Genomic DNA, 19,526 nt, shown 5'->3' with positions numbered 1-19,526 from the left:
GCGGCGCGGCTCTGGGAGCCCTTCTGGTAGTCCAGGAGCGCCCAAAAGACACCCCCACACTCGCCGAGGGCCCCTCGCAGGCCGGTCAGGTACGCACTACTTCTTACGAGCGGACCGCTTGTTCAGGAACGTTTTCTCGGACCTGGAGAGGGACCCGAGCCCCTCGCGGCTGATTTTCGCCAGCAGCTGATCAATGCGAGCATCGTCGCTGATCCGCCGCTCGGTATCGGCGACGGCGCGCCGCCGCTCGATGACAGCGATGGGATCCTTCCAGATCCAGCGCCGCTTCACCGCCAGGAATCCGTACGCCGCTCCGCCGATATGGACCATGTGAGCGATCCGGCCGGGCGGCAGCCCTCTCTGGAGTTCCAGCAGCAGAGGAAAGACATCGATCGCCACCAGGATCGACGCCATGACCCAGAGCTTCAGGGGAATGAAGATGAATAGCACCTGGGCGTGTGGCTGCAAGGTCGCCGCCGCCACGATCAATCCCATCACCGCGCCGGACGCACCGATGGTCGCGGTATCGCGACCGATGGCCAGCATGAAACCGAGCTGGAGCAGAGCGCCCACGACGGCCGCGGTCAGGTAGAAAAAGATGAACCGCCGCCCACCGATCATCGACTCCAGCATCGTGCCGAAGAAGAAGAGACCCAGCATGTTGTACAGGAGGTGCCCGAGCCCCTGCGTGTCATGAAGGAAGGCGTAGGTCACAGGCTGCCATATCGCAGGGATGAACGACCGCCACATCCCGGGGTTGATCCCGAGGAAGTCGATGACCGCGTTCTGGGCGCCCAGCGAGAAGAACCCGAGCAGGAAGAGCGCCAAGAAGATGCCCGCGTTCGCGATCATCAGCTTCTTGACCCACTCCGTCAGGGGTGGAAGAGCCAGCTGCATCCGCGGCTGGGATCCGTATCCATCGTCGTAGCTGGCCATCGTGTTAGAGCGTGGGGCCAGGGATCCGGCCCTCGAGGTGAACTCCCTGCCGCGCTGCGGAAGCCCGAAGCGTGTTCGCGAGAAGCATCGCGATGGTCATCGGTCCGATGCCGCCCGGCACCGGCGTGATGTGCGAGGCTACGGCTGACGCAGCGGCGAAGTCCACGTCACCGACCAGCTTGCCGTCGTCGCCACGATTGATGCCGACATCGAGCACCACGGCGCCTGGCTTGACCCAGCCGCCCTGCACCAGTTTCGGCACGCCAACCGCCGCGACGATGACATCGGCGCTGCGGCAGTGGGCCGCCAGATCGCGGGTCCGACTATGGCAGATCGTCACCGTCGCGTTCCGCGCGAGCGCCAGCTGTGCGAACGGCTTGCCCACCAGCATCGATCGGCCGATCACGACCACGTCCTTTCCCGACAGGTCCACGCCGTGGCGATCGAGGATCTCGATACAGCCCGCAGGCGTGCAAGGAAGCAGACCCTCCCGACCGCTCACGAGCTTCGCCACGCTGGACGAGGTCAGGCCGTCCACGTCCTTGGTGGGATCGATCGATTCGATCACGGCGTCCGAGTCGAGCCCCTTCGGCAGCGGCAGCTGAACGAGAATCCCGTCGACGCGGTCGTCCTCGTTGAGGGAGCGCACCGTCCCCATGACCTCCTCCTGGGAGGCCGTCGCGGGGAGCCGCACGGTATGCACCTCGAAGCCTGCTGCGGTGGCCGCCCGGTCCTTGGCACCCACGTACACCTGGCTCGCCGGGTCGTCGCCGACGAGAACGACCGTCAAGCCGGGCGCACGGCCCGAGCGAGCGAGGTCGGCGGACAGCGCCGCCACCTCACCCCGAACCTCGGCCGCCGTGGCCTTGCCGTCGAGAATCGCTCCTGTCGTCATCGTTTGCGGCTCCGCGCCGGGTGATTTCTTATCCGCGAGATCGGTCATGCTGCGCCGAGGCTACGACGCGGGCGCAGAAACATCATCCATCCAAGGCCGCTGAGTGCCGCAAAAACCGCCACGAAGCTGTAATAGCTCCAGAGGGTCTTCAGAACGCCCGCCGTGAAACCGTAGCTGTGAAGGCCGACGCCGAGCTGGTTGACGTGCCACCACGAGAACGCGACGACTGCCCCTCCCATGACGGCCAGCACGCAGACCCCGAAGTCCTTGATGTAGCCGGCCATCCGGGCGTGCAAGATCACGAGCTCGAACAGCACGATCATGAGCGCGCCGTTCTCCTTCGGGTCCCAGCCCCAGAACCGGCCCCAGGAATCGTTGGCCCAGACCCCGCCGAGGATCGTTCCCACCACCGAGAACAGAAGGCCGAAGCAGAGGACCCCGTAGATCATCCGGGCAAAGGACCGGTACCAGGCAGCCGACGCGGTATCGAGGGCCGCGCCCTGATCCTTCATCCCCCGGAAGAGCCGCATCACGATCCAGACGTGGGCCAGCGCGGCGGCCAGAAGGCCCGCGGCGTAACCGATCGTCACCGTCGTCACGTGGGTGGCGAGCCAGAAGTTGGTGTTCAGCACCGCGACGAGGCCCCCCATCGTGTCGCCCTGGGAAGCGGCCTCGACGAGTTCGTACTTCATCGAAAGGAACATCCCGGAGGCCCCCAGCGCCGCCGCGCTGGCGAGCGCGATGCGCTCCTTCGTCAGCGCCTCCGTGATCAGGCAGACCGCGACGGCCACCGACGTGATGAAGAGGATGGTCTCGTAAAGAGTGGCCACGGGAGGGCGGTCCAGCAGCACGCAGCGAATGGTCACTCCCACCACCGCGAGCAAGAGACCCACGAGGGAGAAGCCCCAGACCCCGAGGGAGAGCACCTTGCCGAAGGTCTGTCGTCGCGGGACCATCCAGGAGATGGCCGCCATGAGGAAAGCGGCGAGGAAGCACAGGAGCGCGCGATAAAAGAAGTCGCCCTGGTAGTAGGTCAACTCCAGCGGCACCTTCTCGAACTCTCCGCGCGCTTTCGCGGCCCCTTCAGCCGCCGTCTGGGCGCCGATGATGGCCGCGGACGCGCCGTCCACGTCTCCCTGGTTCTCTCCGATCGCGGCCAGCGCGTTCACGAGGCCGACCTCGGCGGGGTTCACCCCCTGGCGGGAGCTCATGGTCTGATCGATCAGCTCCCCCGCCGTGCTCCACTCTTCGACGCTCTGGTCCGAAGGCGGGAAGAAGGCGATCCCGAACGCGCGATTCGCCCACGCGGCGTTGATGCCCTTCTCCAGCGCGGCGAACTCCCGCATCACGGCATCGCGACCCTCTGCCCCGGCCTCCTGCATCCAGCCCGTCACCGTATCCCAGCGCGAAAGCACCAGGCCCAGGGGCAGCGGCGCGTTGTTCGCGCCCTCCGGGTACAGCTCCAGAAGCCGCTCCGAAGGGTCCTCGCCCAGGGTGGTCACGAGGGAGGAGAACGTCGTCTCCAGGAGGTCGTACTCGGCGACCGCGTTGAAGAGCGCGATCGTCTGCGTCTCGACGGGGTCGAGCTTCTCGTCACGTTGACGCTTGGCCACCGCCTTGCGGTACTCGGACTCCAGCTTCGCCAGTCCAGGCCGAAGCTGCTGGAACGAGTAGCGGTCCCGCTTCTTGCGCCCTTCGAAACGCAGCCCCACGGCGTCCAGCACCGCGTTGTCGTTCACGAGGAAGATCTCGTAGTGACGCGCCTGCTCCGGGAACAGCATCACGTCCATCAGCCATTCGACCTGGCCGATCCGCTCCTTGCCGGTCGGCAGGCCGAAGCCCTCGGGAATCGTGTAGGAGCGCTTGCCGTTCATGTTCAGCATCCGGAAGCCGGCGTACGTGAACAGCGGCTTCACCCGACCCCGATCCTGGATCGGAATCTTGCCGAACGCCTCGACGGCCTCCTTCGGCCAGGGCTTCGGTCGAGCGACCTCGACGTCGACCTTCTGGACCTGGCGCTGGGGCGCGGCTGACGCGGAGCCTGAAGTTCCCGCGAAGGCGAGGAGGGCGAGGGCGACGGCGAGGCCTGTGCGAATCATCTGTTTCATGCTGCTGATTTCCCGCGGGCTTTCTCACCCGATTTCCCTGCTTGACCGACGGCCTTTCGCTGCTGCTTGGCCAGGAAGCCCAAGAGGCGCGCGATGAAGGTCCACATGAGCCCGAGCGTGATCACGCCGACCGAGATCCATGGGATACGGTCACTCGGATTCCGCGATACCGCGAGAACGGTGTAGGGATCCCCGGGCTTCCCGTCAGCCGGGCCATAGCTCGCCTGGTAGATGATGAGCCCGTCCTTGCGCAACGGCTCGTTCATCTGGATGCGCAGCTTGTGCTCCGTCCCGTCCGGGTCCGTGCGGATCACGTCGCTGCTGTACGCGCGGGCCATCGCCATGCCGGGGTGATCGTCCTTGATGAACTTCTCCAGCTTGAGCGAGAACGGCATCGTGTGCGTCGCGTTGCGCAGCACCATCGCCCAGCGCTTGCCGCCGGCCTCGAAGACCCACGGGTTCCGCGCGATGCCCCAGAGGAGCGAGTCCTCCACCTTCTTTCCGCCTTCGGCCACGATCGTGGCGTAGACGCCCGCGAAGTTGCGCTCCTCCTCCTTGTCCTTCGGCTTGCCAACGAGGAAGTGCCCGTCGACCACCGGATTCGACGGGATGCCCACGCCGACGGCTTCCTCGAGCTCACTGTTCACCATGAACCGCTTGAGGATGATGTCGAAGGGCAGCTCCGCGCGCTGGAACGTGCGCGAGGCGCTTCCACCGAGATCGGCGAAGTCGCTCTGGGGAATCAGGAATTCCTCGATGCTCCCGACGGCGTCCGCGTTCCAGATCGCCACCTCCCACCCGGCGTACTCCTGGAACTGATCGGCCTCATCGCCCTCGTAGAGCACGACCCGCCCGTAGCTGGAGTACATGTGCTCGACGAGCCCGCCGGCCATCATGAGCGCGATGCCCACGTGGGCGATGATGATTCCGATCGTCGCCTTCGTCTTCCGAATCCGAACGAGTCCACCGACGAAGAGGTTCACGACGAACAGCCCCATGGTGACGTAGCCGCCAGGGAGCAGGAGCTTGATCGGCCCTGCCTTGGCGAGCACGAGCCATGACTCGAAGTACTCCCCTTGGACCGCGTGAATGCCCTTCTCGACCTGCTCCAGCGTGCCGAGCCACGTCAGGAGAAACAGGTTGACCAGCAGCGCGATCGCCAGCCAGAACGACCCGAGTGCCGCGAAGAGCTTGCCCGGAAGTGTTGTGGGTTTCTTTGCCATTTTGGTGGTGCCTCAGGACCCTGGTCGGATCCCCGTGAGCGCGTTCGAAAGGAGGTGAGGCGTGTTAGCGAGGAGACTGACGTGCGCGGAGCGAACCGACCAGCGTCATGAAATCCGAACGAGCGGCTTCGACCTCCGCAGCGGGCCCCGTCATCTTGACGGTCACGATCTGACCGCCCGACTCGACGAGAGCGGCCAGGATGGCCTGGCCCGGCTTACCCGGGCCTCCTCCCATGCCGCTCAGAGCGCCGGTCGCCTCGTAGACGTAGCCGGATCGTCCCAGCATATCGACGCGCTCCAGCTTCGCGAGCGCCGCTTCGTCGAGAGGCGGCTGGCCGATCTGCCCCGCCCAGCGCGTGATGTTGTCGAGCGCATTGCCCATCGCCGTGGAGACGTACATCTCGATGCTGCCACCTTCGGCGGTGGGGCGACGGAACGTCACCTCGCGGAACTGGCTGGTGGAGGCTTCCTCGGTCCAGCCCGCGATGGCGCCCCATTCCAGGGGTGAGGTGCGCGCACCCGCTCCGCCCTGTGCGGGCTGTGCTGCCGGAGCCCCCATGTTCATGTTGACCGCCAGCGAGTCGAGGAAGGAATGGAACGACTCGCGCTCCGCCTCCAGCACCTCGCGGCTGCCCGTCATCTTGACGAAGAGCGTTCCGCCGCCCTGACTGAAGATCGCGCCGAAGAGCCCGCCGTCGTCGATGCGCGGGCCGCTCATTCCCTGGTAGCTCCCCAGGAGTTCGACGTAGGTCGCCTCGCGTCCGAAGACGGTCCGGGTGGTCAGCGCGGCGATGTCGGCATCCGTCATCGGACCGAGCCCGACCTGGCCGCGCCAGCGATCGATGTTCGGGACGAGGCCGCCCCCGTCATTGGCGAGGAAGGTCAGGACCATCTCCGCGCTCGGGTCCCGGACGAGCCGCAGGTTGATGTCGCGGAACTGCGCGCGCGGCAGCTCTTCCCAGCCCTCTGGGACGTCGTAGAGCAGCGGATTCTGCCCGGCCGCCGAGGGCGGCAATCCCGGCCGGTTGCCTCCGCTGCGCATGCGCTCGCGCGCCACGGCTTCCTTTCCGTACGCGCGCTCCATCAGCGTGAGGCCCTCGCGGGGCGTATGGCTCGGGCGCGTCGCCAGCCGCGTCGAGGTGATCGCGACGGTGTCGCCGGGCTTCGAGCATCCTGCAAGCCCGCCCATCACCGCCAGAGGCAGGAGAAGCAACGAGGGGGAGAGAACGAGCGCGCGAGCGCTTCGCGCCGCGGCGCCGAAGGCCAGCGGCGCTCCTTGGGTCTTGATTGGGAGAGTCACGGCCATATCCTCGTCATTTTCGGGTCGTTACCAGCGTCGTTCGAGAACGAATTCGCTGAGGGTGTACAGGGCGGTTCGGGCGGTTCCTTCGGGCAGTCGTGTCAGACGCTTGCGGCCAGACTCGACCAGCTCTGCCGCGCGGGCGCGCGCCTTCGCTTTTCCTGGCTCGAGATCGCAGGACTCCAGCAGATACTTGAGTCGTCCACCGGGCACGCCCTCCAGCTCAGGAAGAGTATAGGCGTCACGGATGGCAGCCTGAACGGCCGGATCTGCGTCCTTATAGGCGTGTAATACCGCGAGCGTCACTTTTCCGTCCTCGACGTCCGTGCCGGTGCTCTTTCCGGCGACTTCTTCATCGCCCTCCAGGTCGATCAGGTCATCGATGATCTGGAACGCGAGCCCGATCTCGCGGCCAAAACTGCGCATCTCGGCGCCGTCGAACTCGGACCCGTCCGGGTATCGGCTACCGAGCTCACAGGCGGCGCCGTAGAGAGCACCCGTCTTGGCCGTCGCGATCCGCTCATAAGACTCAGGTGTCATCTGGAAGTCGTAGCGACCAGCGGCCTGCTCGATCTCCCCTGCGCAGATCTCCTGGGTGATCTGTGAGAGAAGCTGGCTGACCAGCGGCGAGCGGAGCGTCGTCGACAGATGGAACGCGCGCGCGTAGATCAGGTCGCCGAGCAGCACCGCGACCTGGTTGTCCCAGCGTCGATTGACGCTCGCCACGCGACGGCGCTTGTCGGCGCCATCGAGCACGTCGTCGTGCACGAGCGTCGCGAGGTGAATGAGTTCCACGATCGCCGCGACCACGGGGAGTTCGCCCTGATCGACCAGCTGCGCGGAGGAACGTCCGCGTGCGCTCGCGTTCAGAAGAACCAGCGCGCCGCGTAGCTGCTTGCCACGGAATCGCGCGATGTGATCGAGCATGTCCGAGACGGCCGGCACATCGGACACGAGGGCCCCCCCAAGGATCTCGCGCATGGAAGCGAGGTCTTCGGCAATCGGTGCCACGAGGGCTTGGAGGGAGACATCCTTGGGACTCATGAATGGTGCCCTGTTTCAGGCGAGGTTCCGCCAGCGTCGACTCCCTGGACCCGGGCCGGGGTTCGATCCAGTGCGCGGGCAGACGAGGCTTCTACGAGCGCTGAATCGTAGTCCGAGGGCGTGTTCACGTTCACCAGTCGGTGTGAGGAGTTTTCTGACGCAGGCACTCTGACGAGACGCAAAGGGCGACCTCCGGCCACAGGGAGCGCCTCGATGGCGACCATGCGCCGCGCTCCAGACGCCAAAGCGTCGCGGGCCGCGGCGGCGCATACGACGGAGTAGGCGCCGACCAGCGGCTGATCCTGGGGAGAGCCGCCCTGGCGCGGGACGGTCCAGATCGCCGCGTCGGCGCCGTTTTGTAGCTCGGTGAGCAACGTCCTAAGGTCCTCGGCATCGACCAGAGGCATATCGCAAGCCAGCGCCAGCACGCCATCGAGGTCGTGCGATCTGGCGCGATCGAGCGCTGCTGAAAGTCCGGCGAGGGGACCCGCGTGGTCGAACTCGTCTCGGAAGGTCGTCCAGTCTCGCTGCTCGATGCCAGGCCTGGGGTCGCCGTTCCCCACGGAGATCTCGACGAACGCGCTCACTTCCTCGAGGACGCGCGCCGCTCTCACGAAGAGCGGCTGCTCGCCGTCCCTCGTCGGCCAGGGCAGGAGCGCCTTGTCCTCCCCCATTCTCGTGGACCCGCCGCCCGCGAAGACGACACCGAGATACCTCCCGCGAGTTGGGGGTCTCACTCGCCGGGCTGCTCGGACTTTCCGTCGATCGACTTCTTGTCTTCCTCTTCGGGATTCTCGAGGCCCTTGCGGAACTGAGTCACGCTCGTGCCCATCGCGCGTGCCAGCTCGGGCAGCTTGCGAGCGCCGAAGAGGAGCACGACGACGATCAGGATCGGCCACCACTCAGCGACCCCCGGGAGCGCGAGCATCGGCTCGCGCGCGGCGTCGGAGCCATCCCATGGCTGGAACGCGCGGAGGGACGGGGAAGTGATCAGACCGATTAGGTTGAGGATGTTCATGGGCGATGGGCATTGGAAACCCCGCGGAGAGCCCGGCAGGCTGCCGCGCCCCCCCATGTTAGGCGAAGTTCCCGCACGAAAGAAGCGGCGGCGCGGGCCCTTTGCCCGCGCCGCCGCTTCCCATGGCCCGTGAAGGGCCAGGTCCCGGGGCTGGATCAGCCAGCCACGTCGAGCCCGAAGCGCGACGGGGTCATGCTTTCGGCCGCCTTCTGGGCGGTGTAGATGACGCCGCCCGAACCGTTGCGCTCGGCCGGGCCGCCGCCGATCAGGTCGGTCAACTGGCTCTGAAGGGCGCTCAGGGCGTCGTTGTAGAGGGTCTGGAAGGTCCCGCGGTCGATCGAGTCGCCGCTGACCGGGTTGAAGAGTGCCTGGTCGAGGCGGGCCGTCGCGCTATCGAAGGCGCTGCCAGCGGCCTCGATCGCGGCCGAGTTCGAATCATCCGAGCCCCCGAGGCCCGCGACCCGCGCCATCACGCTGTCGGTAAAGCCCTGGTAGCGACCCCGGACGATGGCCCCTGTGTCGGAGGCCGGCATGGAGCTGTCCGTCATGGAGACGTCGCCCGCTTCGGTGCTCGACCCCATCGACATGCCTGTGTTCTGGTCCTCGTCCCCGGCGGGGCGAGCCCCCTCGAGGATCTCGCGAGCCCCCTGGAAGGAGTTCTGCACGCCGCGCTGAACGTCGGCGGGCATGAGCGTCCCGTTCTGTAGACCGGCACGGAGGCGAGAGAGGCCGGACCCGAGGGCCTCGGCCGCTTCTCGGAACGAGGTGACCTCGCCCTCCGGCGCATCGGCGACGGCGGATTCCAGGCGGGACATCGCGGCCTCCATGAAGCTGTCGAGGCGCGCGAGGTTCGAAGCCATCTGGTCCGGCGGCGGCGGGCCTTGCATCGGGGCTGGTGCTTCCATCCCGCTGGCGTCGTTCGCCTGGGCGCGCTCCGCACGAGCGGCCGCCACGGGAACCGCCCGCTGAGCGGGCGCGGACTGCATCGGAGTGTTGACGTGGCGCTGAGTGGAGATCTGCATGCACGAGTTATCGGCCAGATCGCCGCCATGGTGAGGGCATCAGAAGCCCTTCGCAGACCCTGGAAAACATTCCCGGGGCGACTTCCTTGCCCACGGCCCCGTGCGGGGGACATCCGCCGGCGACCGGGAAAACGTTTCCGCAAGAATCGGCTCGGTTTTCCAGACTGAATCCTCAAGCGTCGCGCCAGCGAACCGCTCCGCACGAGTCCCCAGCCGCCACCATCACCATGAGCCCTGACTTCACTCTCGACGAAGACGACGAGCCCGCCTGGGAGACCGAGGGGGGCCTGGATGCCGACCAGGACGCCAGCTACTGCTGCTGGGCGTGTGGCGAGGAGATCGTGATCCCGATCGACCTCACGATGGGTATGCGCCAGGACTACGTGGAGGACTGCCCCGTCTGCTGCCGGCCCAATGAGATTCACCTGGAGGTCGAGCCGGAGAACGGTCACGTTCGGTGCTGGAACGACTCGGTCGGCTAGTTCAGTCCTCCAGTCCAGCCGGTCGCCCGAGCCCCCTTCAGCTCCTTCAGCTCCAAGCGTCCGCCAGGACGCCCGGGCCCGGCTCGGCCCCGCAGGGGCTGAGCGGCCCGCGCGAGGCTCGCCCTCGCGGCCCGTGCGGCGAGCACGCCCGCCCGGCGAGGGCGCCTGCGCGGCGAGCGCGCCCGTCCGGCGAGGACGCCTGCGCGGCGAGCGCCAAGCGATGCAATCGCTATTTCGCCGTCAGGCGAAATGCCAGAGATACTGCGCGCTGTCACAGCGATAGGACGGCCCGGCTCCACTTGCATTGGCAGCAGACCCGCCCGCTGGAGGTCTCCCGACACGGACTGCCTGCCGTTCGCGCGAAGCGCCGGACGCGTGGGCTGAGGCTTCCCGCTGACGGCTTGTGGGCTGCCCCCTGACCGAAGCCCCCAGCAGGTTTCCCGGTACAGGTCTCCCGGTACAGACTGCCTGCCGTTCGCGCGAAGCGCCGAACGCGTGGGCTGAGTTCTCTCGCGAAAGGCCTCGGTGCTTCCCGCGAGAGCGCTCGCCCGTCAGGGCGAGCTGGGCGGGTCTGAGGTCTGAGGTCTGAGGTCTGAGGTCTGCGGTCTGAGGTCTGCGAGGCAAGTCCGACATCTGCCCAGCTCGCCCATGCGGGCGAGCGCTCAAGCGGGCAGCACCGAGGCCTTTAGCGGGAGAACTCAGCCCACGCGTTCGACGCTTCGCGCGAACGGCAGGCAGTCTGTACCGAGAGACCTGCTGGGGCAGCCGACATCGGGCAGCCCACAAGCCGACACCGGGAAGCCTCTGCCCACGCGTTCGACGCTTCGCGCGAACGGCAGGCAGTCGGTATCGGGAGACCTCCAGCGGGCGGGACGGCTACCAATGCATCGAATGCCGAACCGCCCTATCGCTGCAACAGCGCGCAGTATCTCTGGCATTTCGCCTGACGGCGAAATAGCGATTGCATCGCGTGGCGCTCGCCGCGCAGGCGTCCTCGCCGGACGGGCGCCCTGGCCGGACGGGCGCCCTCGCCGGGCGGGCGTGCTCGCCGCACGGGCCGCGAGGGCGAGCCTCGCGCGGGCCGCTCAGCCCCTTCGGGGCCGAGCCGGGCCCGGGCGTCCTGACGGACGCATGAAACTCAAGGGGCCTCACCCCGAGCCTGGCACCCAAAGGCTCTCGGGGTTTTCGTAGTCTGCCCGCATGGCCCAGGACCTCCTTGCAAAGAAACTGATGCGCGCGGTGACCGATTTGAGCAGCGCCGTGGACCGCCTCACGTTCTCAGCCCCGACCACGCATGTGTACAACCCGCTGGCGTACGCAAGGCCCGCGATCCGGAGATATCTCGAGCTGTATGCCCATCCGCAGCCGAGGGCACTGTGGCTGGGTATGAACCCGGGACCGTGGGGCATGGCGCAAACCGGCGTGCCCTTCGGCGAAGTCGAGCTCGTGCGTGATTGGATGGGGATTCATGCTGAGATTGGCCAGCCGAAAGTTCCGCATCCCAGGCGGCCCATCGAGGGCTTTGCCTGCGAGCGGAGCGAGGTGTCGGGTCGCCGACTCTACGGATGGGCGCGCGAGCGCTACGGCACCGCCGAGGACTTCTTCGCCACAACGTTCGTGTGGAACTACTGCCCACTCATCTTCATGGAGGAGTCCGGCAAGAACCGAACGCCTGACAAACTTCCCGCCGAAGAGCGCGAGCCGCTCTTCGACGCCTGCGATGCGTCGCTTCGCAAAATGGTGCAGCTGCTCGAACCCGAGCAAATCGTCGGCGTGGGAAAGTTCGCCGAGACCTGCGCGAAAAAAGTTCTCGGGGACCTGGGCATTCCCGTGGGGACCGTGCTGCATCCCTCGCCTGCCAGCCCGATCGCGAACCGTGGGTGGGCCGCCCAGGCAGAGCAGCAACTCTCGAAACTGGGACTGCTGCCGTAGCGGCCCATTCTCTGGTGATCTAGCCCATTGGGGTTTGGCGCAACGCCGCGAGCGCGGATCCTGGCGGTGCTCGCGGAATCGCATCCTGTGGCGCAGACTCCTAGATCGAGCTTACGCGCTCGACTGACTCAAGTTGGCTCGCGTCGAACGGCGATCCATGGAGAGATGTGCAAACTCGTAACTCCGCCGCCCGTCCCAGGGACACGCCGTGGCAGCGCCCTGGTGCTGTCGCTGGTGGCGGTGATGGTGCTGGCGAGCCTGGGCGCGGGTCTCTTGCAGCTTCACACCGCCATCGACCGGCGCCACGAGTTCGGGATCGATCGCCGACGTGCTCTCTATCTCGCGGAGGCTGGGATCGGTGAGGCTGCGCTCGCGGTCTCCCAGGGCAAGTCCGGTAACATCGCCAGCGAGGCCATTCCCGCGTCGTTCGGCGGCGGCGTGTACTGGGTCGAGGCCGACGACCTCCCCGACAATCGCATCGTCCTCCGCTGCACCGCGCGGGTCTCCACCGCCGAGTTCGTGGTGCGGTCCCTGATCCTCCCGAACGTCAACCCCGTGACACGCCTGGGGTTCTTCGGCTCCGACGGTCTGACGATCGGCTGGGGCTCCATCGTCGACGGCTATCACTCGGGTCGCGGAGACTTCGCGTCCCAGGTCGATCCGTCGCTCGCGGTCCCATCGACCGGAGCCTTCGCGCTGATCGGCAGCGACGCCGACATCAAACTCGACGAGGCCGATCCAGCGTTCCGTGACGGTGGACCCAGCGCAGCGGATGAACTCGGTTCCTCGGGGGAGTGGGACACCCTGGCCGCGGACGCGGCGGCTGCGGACGCGACCGAAACCGGGACCAATGGCGGCGCCTCCGACACCGTGCCCGCCGCTCCCTCCTCACCCACCTACATCTTCGGCCAGCTCCGGCCTGGATCCAGCAGTCGAGTTCAGTCCGGCGGCCGCTCTCTCATCGACGGCGAGATCCTCCCCTACGAAGCGCCCCCCACGCTCCCGATGGTCACGCTCCCAGTCCCCGACGAAAAGCTGCTCGGATCACTGACGATCGCAGCGGACAGGACCGGCATTGGCGCCCAGGTCCAGACCTGGGTCGAGGACGACGTCCACGTCACCGGCGGAGCCCGTCTCACCGTCACCGGTCCGGCGGTCCTCCGCTGCCGAAGCCTCGTGGTCGGCGATCGGAGCAACCTGATCCTCGATGCCACCGACGGCCCGATCCACATCTACTCGGAGGAGGGCTTCGACTTCGGCGCCGGTTCGAACCTCTTCACGCCCGCCGAGGAGAGCACCTCACGCGGCGTGTACCTCCTGGTGTCCGGTGCCGCGCAAGAGCGCGACCGGGTCACGCTCCAGTGCTCGGGGAAGTTCCACGGCGCCATCTACGCCCCAAGTGACATCGTCAGGATCCCGGCGGACCTGAGAGTCCTTGGGAGCGTCGTCGCCCGCGTCGTCGTCACCGAACCCGGCGCCCACATCAGCTTCGATCGACGACTCGGACTCGGTGGCGACGGCTGGCCGGCGCTTCCGCGCCAGCTGTCCTGGCAGGTCGTTCCACTGGGCGACGAAGTGGCCCGCCATCTGCCGATCGATCCGCTGATGGCGCTCGCCTTGAGAGGCGTCACACCCGTGCCGTCCTCGAGGGGATCGATCGAGTCCGACGTGGAGATCCAGTACGTCGACGGCTCCGGGAGCGCAGCCTCCTACGCGGGCTCCATCACCGCATTCGATCCACGGCTGGCGACGCGAATCGTCGGAGCGCGCTGGACCGATCCGCGGGACGGCTCGGTGCGGACCTGGACGACTCCAGCGGGGAGTGAATCGACGGGCGCCCTCGCGGCGCTCCGGGACGACCTGCAGGAGATGCGCGCGGTTCTTCAGGACGCGAGCCCCGCGCTGGACGTCGCGACCCTATCGGATGACGAGGCGACCCTCGAGGTCACGCTGAGCGTCGCGGGACTCGATCTGGCCCTCGCTCCGACGGCCGTTCAGTGGGCCGTCCAGCGCGTGGACGCCACCGAGGTCTCACTCACGCCTGACCCGGACCTGACGGCCACGCGCTCTGCGTCCACTGCGCGGGAGTATGCGGACCTCGCTGCTGAAGCCCGAATCACGGCCGCCGCCCTGCCAGCGGTTGCCACGAATCCCGACGCGCCCGCGCTCCTCAACGCGCTCAACCGCGCCGAGGACGATGCCGCGCGGGCGGCGAACGACGCGGACTCCAAGCTGGCGCTGACTCTCAGCGTGACGGGCGCGGCCAAGCAGATCGCGTCGGACGACACCGTCGCCTTCACCACCGCGACGATCGACGCAACGACACTCGTGCTGGACCTCCTCGCCCAGCTGGAGGCACTGACCCCTTGAAGCTCCCTGTCGTTCCATCCCCATCCGCCCGCTCCGGAATGTCCCTCGTCGAGGTCATGGTGTCCCTCTTCGTCATCACGGTGGCGACCTACATCCTGACCTACACCATCATGGCTTCCGTGGCGCACACGGGCTCGAAGCGCGAGAAGAACCTCGCCGTCGAAGCCGCCACGAACGTCATCGAGCGACTGCGCGCGTGCCCGCCCCAGGACATCTTCGCCCTCTACAACGACACGCCCATCGATGATCCCTACGGCGCGGGTACGGGGCCAGGTTCGACCTTCCTCGTCGCAGGTCTCGATCCCCAGAAGAACGCCCGGGGCCAGGACCTTCCTGTCGGTCAGGTCCTGATGCCCGGCAACGGCGCCGTGCTCAACGAGAGCGTCGTGGACGCTCGCTTCGGTCTGCCGCGTGACCTCGACGGCAGCATGTTCATCGAGGACGACGACTGCGCCGATCGGTACATCTTCTTGCCGCTGACGATTCGCGTCCAGTGGAACGGAAAGCTCGGCAACCGCCACATCGAGATGAGCACCGTCATCGTGGACGTCCAGAGGCTCCAACCGTGAATCCACGCCCCAAAAGAACGGGCCCCGCGCGAAGGGTTCCGCGAAGCCGGTCCGCGACCTCGGGTTTCACGCTCGTCGAAGCGCTCATTGCGATGACCGTCTTTCTCCTGATCACGGTCAACGTCAATCTGGTCGTGGGCGCGGGGCGCTCTGCGGCCACCGCGGGCGCATTCATGATGAGCATCGACGATGAACTTCACCTGGCGATCGACCGCGTCTCGCTCGCTCTCATGGCCGCCGACTCCAAGGAGGTCGACGGTACCAGGATCGCGCCGCTCTCCTCGGAGTCCGTGCGGTTCCAGACGGCCCTCGGCATGAACGATGGCAACGTGGTCCACGGTCCCCTGGAGGACGTGCGGTGGCGCCCGACCGCCAACGACGAGGGTGAGATCCAATGGCGCGAGAATCCTGGTGATGCGCTCGAGCGCGCCGTCATCTGGTCGAAGCACGTGCCCATCGCCTTCGAAGCCGAGATCCCGAACAACGGCACGGACGACAACCACAACAACCTCGACGACGAGGGCGGACTGGCGTTCACCATGCTCGGACGCACGATCAGCATTCACCTGACGGTGGCCCGCGAGGACGAGAACGGGCGGGAACTCTCCAGGAACAAGAGGAGCGTGATCACTTGTCGCAACTGAGTCGAAGAGCAGAACGGCATCTTGCCTGCGCGGCGTGGATCGTCCTCGCCTGCACCGCCGCACCGGTCACGGGCGCCCACGCGCGCCAGGTCGAACCTCCCGTCGGAGAGGCCCAGAAGACCGCAGCGTCCGACCTGCTGAAGTCGCTTGCCGACGCAAGCACCGCGGGTACGCTGACGCCGGCTCGCTTCGCGTCAGCGCTGCTGGCCGCCGGCCCCGAGGAAACGGAGTCTTGTCTCGCCTTCCTCGGCGAGCCGTTCCAGGCCAGGATGGAAGGAGAGGTCACCACCGCCTTGGACCGCCAGCGAATCCGGGCCGCGCTCGACGGCGTCCCCGGTCTCATCGTCGAGATCGCGACGCTCCCGCAGCTCGGCCCAAAAGATCGTGCTCACGCCTACGCGGTGGCGATGGAGGTCCTCGCCGCCAGTTCGATCCAGACGTCCGTGCCGCTCCTCGGAAGCCTTCTGGAGGCAGCTCCAGCCAGACGGCTCTCCGGATCGGTCTCGTCAGGCCTTCAGAAGACCGTCGCGCGCCTTGCCGAAGACCCTCAGCTCTCCTCCCCGCAGCTCGCGGGATGGATCCGCGCGGGTGGAAGCACCTTCTCGGCCGCCGTCGTCGACGGCGCCGTTCGCGCGGGCGCTCTGATGAAGCTGGTCGGCTGCCTTCACTCGACGACGGGCGCGGAAGGCGTCATCCTGAATCGCGTCGCAGGCATGATCCAGCGCGGCGCTCCCGTGGTTCCTGAGGCGACGTGCGCCGCCGTACTCCCCTATCTCGGTAGTCAGGGTGCGTTCGAGCGCCGAGAGGCGTCCGCCGTCCTCGGTATGGTCGGGGATCGTCGTCACGTGGCAGCGCTCATCGAAGCGCTCGACGACAGCGAGCACATGGTACGTACGTCGGCCCTGAAAGCCCTCAAGGCGCTGACCGGCATGACGATCTCCGGCGACTCGGGTCGCTGGAAGCTGTGGTATTCCGAGCAAGAGGCCTGGTGGAGCGCCAAGGGCTCTAGCCTCATCGCATCGATCTCCTCGGCAGATCGCGGAGAGCTCGTTTCGGTCCTGAAAGAGGTCTGCACGCGCAGGCTCTATCGGCGGGAGATCGCCGCCCAGCTCGTGCAGCTTCTCGATCGGCAGCGCCCCCACGAGGTGAGAGTCGCCATCGCCAGCCTCGCCACCTTGAGGGATCCCTCGACCCTGGAGCCGATTCTCCAGCTGCGCGAGCACCCGAATGCCCTGGTGCGGTCTTCGGTCGAAGACGCGGTCGTCGCTTTCCGGCATGCGGGCATCAAGATCGCGCGGATCCAGCCGCTCCCTGCTGATTGAGACCCGATGAAGGGGCGTACGCGGTGGAAACCTACTTCGTCGCGAGCGCCACGATGCCGCCGAGGAAGACCACGCCGGTCATGATGCCGAAACCCTTGGCCATCTTCGGACACTTTCGATTGACGAAGAGCAGGAGCGTCGGGACCGCGTAGACGCCCTGGGTGATCCCGGCGAATCGAAGCGGCGCGAAGAACGGCACGTCCTCGCGGATGACCGGCATCTGGAACGCGGCCAGGATCATCCCCTGGAACACGAAGAACATGGCCACAGCGATCATGACCCCCACGAAGACCGTGCGGTCCGTATCCGTATCCGCCGCCTTGATGGGAATCGAAGCCTTCGAGTCTTCCTGACCGGTGTCTGCGTCCGTTTCCATGATCGAGGAATGGTGGCCTTCGTGGGCGCTGGATGACAGTCATCGGTGCCCAAAAAAGAAACGGGCCACGGCGCGTCGGATCGACGCGCCGTGGCCCTTGTCACTGGCCTCCTCCCCACGAGCTGCCCGGGGAAACACGAGCCCCTTAAGGGATCGCGAAGCGGTCTACTTGGCCAGAAGCCCGGCGTCTTGCATGCGCTTCTCCATCATCTCACCGAGGCGAGCAGGGCTCGGGCTCATGAGCACGCCAGCGCTCTCGAGGGCCTTGACCTTCTCGGCCGCGGTGCCCTTGCCGCCGGCGATGATCGCGCCCGCGTGCCCCATGCGCTTGCCCGGGGGCGCGGTGTTGCCCGCGATGAAGCCGACCATCGGCTTCTTGATGTTGGCCTTGATGAACTCGGCGGCCTCTTCCTCGGCGGAGCCGCCGATCTCTCCGATCATGATGATCGAGTCGGTGCCTTCGTCCTTGTTGAACGCGTCGAGCACGTCGATGAAGTTCGTGCCGTTCACCGGGTCACCGCCGATGCCGATGCAGCTCGACTGACCGATGCCGCGGCTGGTCAACTGCCACACGGCCTCGTAGGTGAGCGTGCCCGAGCGCGAGATCACGCCGACTCGACCCGGCTTGTGGATGTAGCCCGGCATGATGCCGATCTTGCACTCACCCGGCGTGATGACGCCCGGGCAGTTCGGACCCACGAGGCGCGACTTCGAGCCCTTGAGCGCGTCCTTCACGCGCACCATGTCGAGGACCGGAACGCCCTCGGTGATGGTGACGATCAGCTCCATCTCGGCCTCGATGGCCTCCATGATCGCCTCGGCGCAGAACGGGGGCGGCACGTAGAGAACGGTCGCGTTCGCGCCGGTCGCCTTGCGTGCATCTGCCACGGTGCCGTAGACCGGCAGGCCGAGGTGCGTGCTACCCGCTTTCTTCGGGTTCACGCCTCCGACCATGTTCGTGCCGTACTCGATCGCCTGCTGGCTGTGGAAGGTACCGGTCTTGCCGGTGAAACCCTGGCAGATGACCTTGGTGTTCTTGTCGACGAAAATACTCATGACTTGATCGCCTCGCAGATCTTCTGGGCGGCGTCGTCCAGGTCGGTGGCGGGGATGATGGGGAGACCGGAGTTCGCGAGGAGCTCGCGCCCCTTCTCGACGTTGGTGCCTTCGAGGCGCACCACGAGCGGAACCTTCAGTTCGATCTGCTTCACGGCTTCGATCACGCCGTTGGCGATCACGTCGCACTTCATGATGCCGCCGAAGATGTTGATCAGCACGCCGTGCACCTGGGAGTCGCCCAGGAGGATTCGGAAGGCCGCGGTCACGTTCTCGGTCGTGGCGCCGCCGCCGACGTCCAGGAAGTTGGCGGGCTCTCCGCCGTACAGCTTGATGACGTCCATGGTCGCCATGGCGAGGCCCGCGCCGTTCACCATGCAGCCGATGTTGCCGTCCAGGGCGATGTAGGAGAGGTCGAACTTGCTGGCCTCGATCTCCTTGGGATCTTCCTCGGCGAGGTCGCGCAGCGCCGAGATCTCCGGGTGACGGAAGAGAGCGTTCGGGTCGAAGTTCATCTTCGCATCGAGCGCGAGGACCTTGCCGTCGTTGGTGGTCACGAGCGGGTTGATCTCGTAGAGCGAGCAGTCGAGTTCGTTGTAGAGCCGGCTGAGGCCCTGGAGGAAAGCCACCGCCTGATCGACGAGGGCGTCCGGAATGCCGATGCCCTTGGCGAGTTCGACGGCCTGACGCTTCTCGAGGCCCCGGTCGGGGTTGTAGGCCGCCTTCAGGATCTTCTCGGGGGAGTGCTCGGCGACCTCCTCGATGTCCATGCCACCCTCGCTGGACGCCATGACGACCGGGAGACCTTTCTCGCGATCGAGGACCACGCCGACGTAGAACTCATTGGCGATATCGGAGCCTTCCTCGACCCAGACCTTGCGGACGAGCTGGCCCTCGGGTCCGGTCTGCGGGGTCTTCAGCATCATGCCGAGGATCGAGTCAGCCGCTTCGCGGGCCTCGTCCTTCGACCTGACGAGCTTGACGCCGCCGCCCTTCCCGCGGCCGCCCGCGTGGATCTGGGCCTTGACGACGCAAACGGGCGTTCCGAGCTTGTCGAACGCTTCTGCGGCCTCTTCGGGCTTGTCGCAGACGAAGCCGTTCGGAACCGCGAGCCCCGCTTTGCGGAGCAGCTCCTTGGCCTGGTACTCGTGGATGTTCATGGGTGCGTGTTGGGGTCCCGGCGAGGCCCCTCGGGGGGCTCCTACCGCGGTTGGTGGGCGAGAAGTGTA

Annotated in this window: 18 protein-coding genes; 6 read left to right on the top strand and 12 right to left on the bottom strand. The window is 66.7% G+C overall.

The genetic code is table 11. The features are described 5' to 3' along the window. Window positions 1-96 precede the first annotated feature (96 nt). From Poly30_RS12945 to Poly30_RS12905, 9 genes are all read right to left on the bottom strand, one after another. On the bottom strand, window positions 97-936 hold the full coding sequence (locus tag Poly30_RS12945) for a rhomboid family protein (protein ID WP_145197922.1): 840 nt from the start codon (window positions 934-936) through the stop codon (window positions 97-99). 4 nt (window positions 937-940) lie between these two features. Next, window positions 941-1,831: a bifunctional methylenetetrahydrofolate dehydrogenase/methenyltetrahydrofolate cyclohydrolase FolD gene (folD, locus tag Poly30_RS12940; protein ID WP_145206145.1), complete on the bottom strand. Its 891-nt coding sequence runs from the start codon at window positions 1,829-1,831 to the stop codon at window positions 941-943. Window positions 1,832-1,875: 44 nt separating this feature from the next. Then, entirely contained in the window at window positions 1,876-3,930 is a 2,055-nt protein-coding gene (locus tag Poly30_RS12935) for a cytochrome c biogenesis protein (RefSeq protein ID WP_145197920.1), read from the bottom strand. Window positions 3,931-3,935: 5 nt separating this feature from the next. Then, on the bottom strand, window positions 3,936-5,162 hold the full coding sequence (locus tag Poly30_RS12930) for a cytochrome c biogenesis ResB family protein (RefSeq protein ID WP_145197918.1): 1,227 nt from the start codon (window positions 5,160-5,162) through the stop codon (window positions 3,936-3,938). 64 nt (window positions 5,163-5,226) lie between these two features. Then, window positions 5,227-6,462: a hypothetical protein gene (locus Poly30_RS12925; RefSeq protein WP_145197916.1), complete on the bottom strand. Its 1,236-nt coding sequence runs from the start codon at window positions 6,460-6,462 to the stop codon at window positions 5,227-5,229. A gap of 27 nt (window positions 6,463-6,489) precedes the next feature. Continuing rightward, window positions 6,490-7,506: a polyprenyl synthetase family protein gene (locus Poly30_RS12920; RefSeq protein ID WP_145197914.1), complete on the bottom strand. Its 1,017-nt coding sequence runs from the start codon at window positions 7,504-7,506 to the stop codon at window positions 6,490-6,492. After that, complete coding sequence (gene mobA, locus Poly30_RS12915; protein ID WP_145197913.1) at window positions 7,503-8,243, bottom strand: molybdenum cofactor guanylyltransferase; 741 nt, start codon at window positions 8,241-8,243, stop codon at window positions 7,503-7,505. Before mobA ends, Poly30_RS12920 begins: the two co-directional genes overlap by 4 nt. Further along, the gene (locus Poly30_RS12910) at window positions 8,240-8,524 is read right to left on the bottom strand and encodes a Sec-independent protein translocase subunit TatA/TatB (protein ID WP_419191323.1); all 285 of its coding nucleotides are present in this window, start codon (window positions 8,522-8,524) and stop codon (window positions 8,240-8,242) included. Before Poly30_RS12910 ends, mobA begins: the two co-directional genes overlap by 4 nt. Window positions 8,525-8,679: 155 nt before the next feature. Continuing rightward, window positions 8,680-9,546, bottom strand: coding sequence for a hypothetical protein (locus Poly30_RS12905; RefSeq protein ID WP_145197911.1), 867 nt, complete (start codon window positions 9,544-9,546; stop codon window positions 8,680-8,682). Between the two features lie 227 nt (window positions 9,547-9,773). Between Poly30_RS12905 and Poly30_RS12900 the strand changes: the two genes are divergently transcribed. The 6 genes from Poly30_RS12900 (at window position 9,774) to Poly30_RS12875 (ending at window position 16,865) form a co-directional block, all read left to right on the top strand. After that, window positions 9,774-10,028 carry a CPXCG motif-containing cysteine-rich protein gene (locus tag Poly30_RS12900; RefSeq protein ID WP_145197909.1) on the top strand — a complete coding sequence of 85 codons (255 nt, stop codon included), beginning with the start codon at window positions 9,774-9,776 and terminating at the stop codon, window positions 10,026-10,028. Between the two features lie 1,200 nt (window positions 10,029-11,228). After that, the gene (locus tag Poly30_RS12895; protein ID WP_145197907.1) at window positions 11,229-11,960 is read left to right on the top strand and encodes a uracil-DNA glycosylase family protein; all 732 of its coding nucleotides are present in this window, start codon (window positions 11,229-11,231) and stop codon (window positions 11,958-11,960) included. 165 nt (window positions 11,961-12,125) lie between these two features. After that, window positions 12,126-14,330 (top strand): DUF7305 domain-containing protein, encoded by a 2,205-nt coding sequence (locus tag Poly30_RS12890; RefSeq protein ID WP_145197905.1) that lies wholly within the window; start codon window positions 12,126-12,128, stop codon window positions 14,328-14,330. Between the two features lie 38 nt (window positions 14,331-14,368). Continuing rightward, window positions 14,369-14,899: a type IV pilus modification PilV family protein gene (locus tag Poly30_RS12885; RefSeq protein WP_145197903.1), complete on the top strand. Its 531-nt coding sequence runs from the start codon at window positions 14,369-14,371 to the stop codon at window positions 14,897-14,899. Continuing rightward, entirely contained in the window at window positions 14,824-15,543 is a 720-nt protein-coding gene (locus Poly30_RS12880; protein ID WP_419191321.1) for a PulJ/GspJ family protein, read from the top strand. The genes Poly30_RS12885 and Poly30_RS12880 overlap by 76 nt, the downstream gene beginning before the upstream one ends. Further along, a complete protein-coding gene (locus Poly30_RS12875) occupies window positions 15,531-16,865 on the top strand; it encodes a HEAT repeat domain-containing protein (RefSeq protein WP_145197900.1) in 1,335 nt (444 codons plus the stop codon). The genes Poly30_RS12880 and Poly30_RS12875 overlap by 13 nt, the downstream gene beginning before the upstream one ends. 31 nt (window positions 16,866-16,896) lie before the next feature. Here the strand turns inward: Poly30_RS12875 and Poly30_RS12870 are convergent, their stop codons facing one another. The 3 genes from Poly30_RS12870 to sucC all read right to left on the bottom strand — a co-directional run bounded on the left by Poly30_RS12870 (window position 16,897) and on the right by sucC (window position 19,457). After that, window positions 16,897-17,241: a hypothetical protein gene (locus tag Poly30_RS12870; protein ID WP_145197898.1), complete on the bottom strand. Its 345-nt coding sequence runs from the start codon at window positions 17,239-17,241 to the stop codon at window positions 16,897-16,899. 165 nt (window positions 17,242-17,406) lie between these two features. Beyond that, the gene (gene sucD, locus Poly30_RS12865; protein WP_145197896.1) at window positions 17,407-18,297 is read right to left on the bottom strand and encodes a succinate--CoA ligase subunit alpha; all 891 of its coding nucleotides are present in this window, start codon (window positions 18,295-18,297) and stop codon (window positions 17,407-17,409) included. Continuing rightward, the gene (gene sucC / locus Poly30_RS12860) at window positions 18,294-19,457 is read right to left on the bottom strand and encodes an ADP-forming succinate--CoA ligase subunit beta (RefSeq protein ID WP_145197894.1); all 1,164 of its coding nucleotides are present in this window, start codon (window positions 19,455-19,457) and stop codon (window positions 18,294-18,296) included. The genes sucD and sucC overlap by 4 nt, the downstream gene beginning before the upstream one ends. Between the last annotated feature and the right edge of the window lie 69 nt (window positions 19,458-19,526).

It is taken from the genome of Saltatorellus ferox (assembly GCA_007751475.1).
Taxonomy (GTDB): domain Bacteria; phylum Planctomycetota; class UBA1135; order UBA1135.
This window is presented reverse-complemented; position numbering and strand designations above follow the sequence as displayed.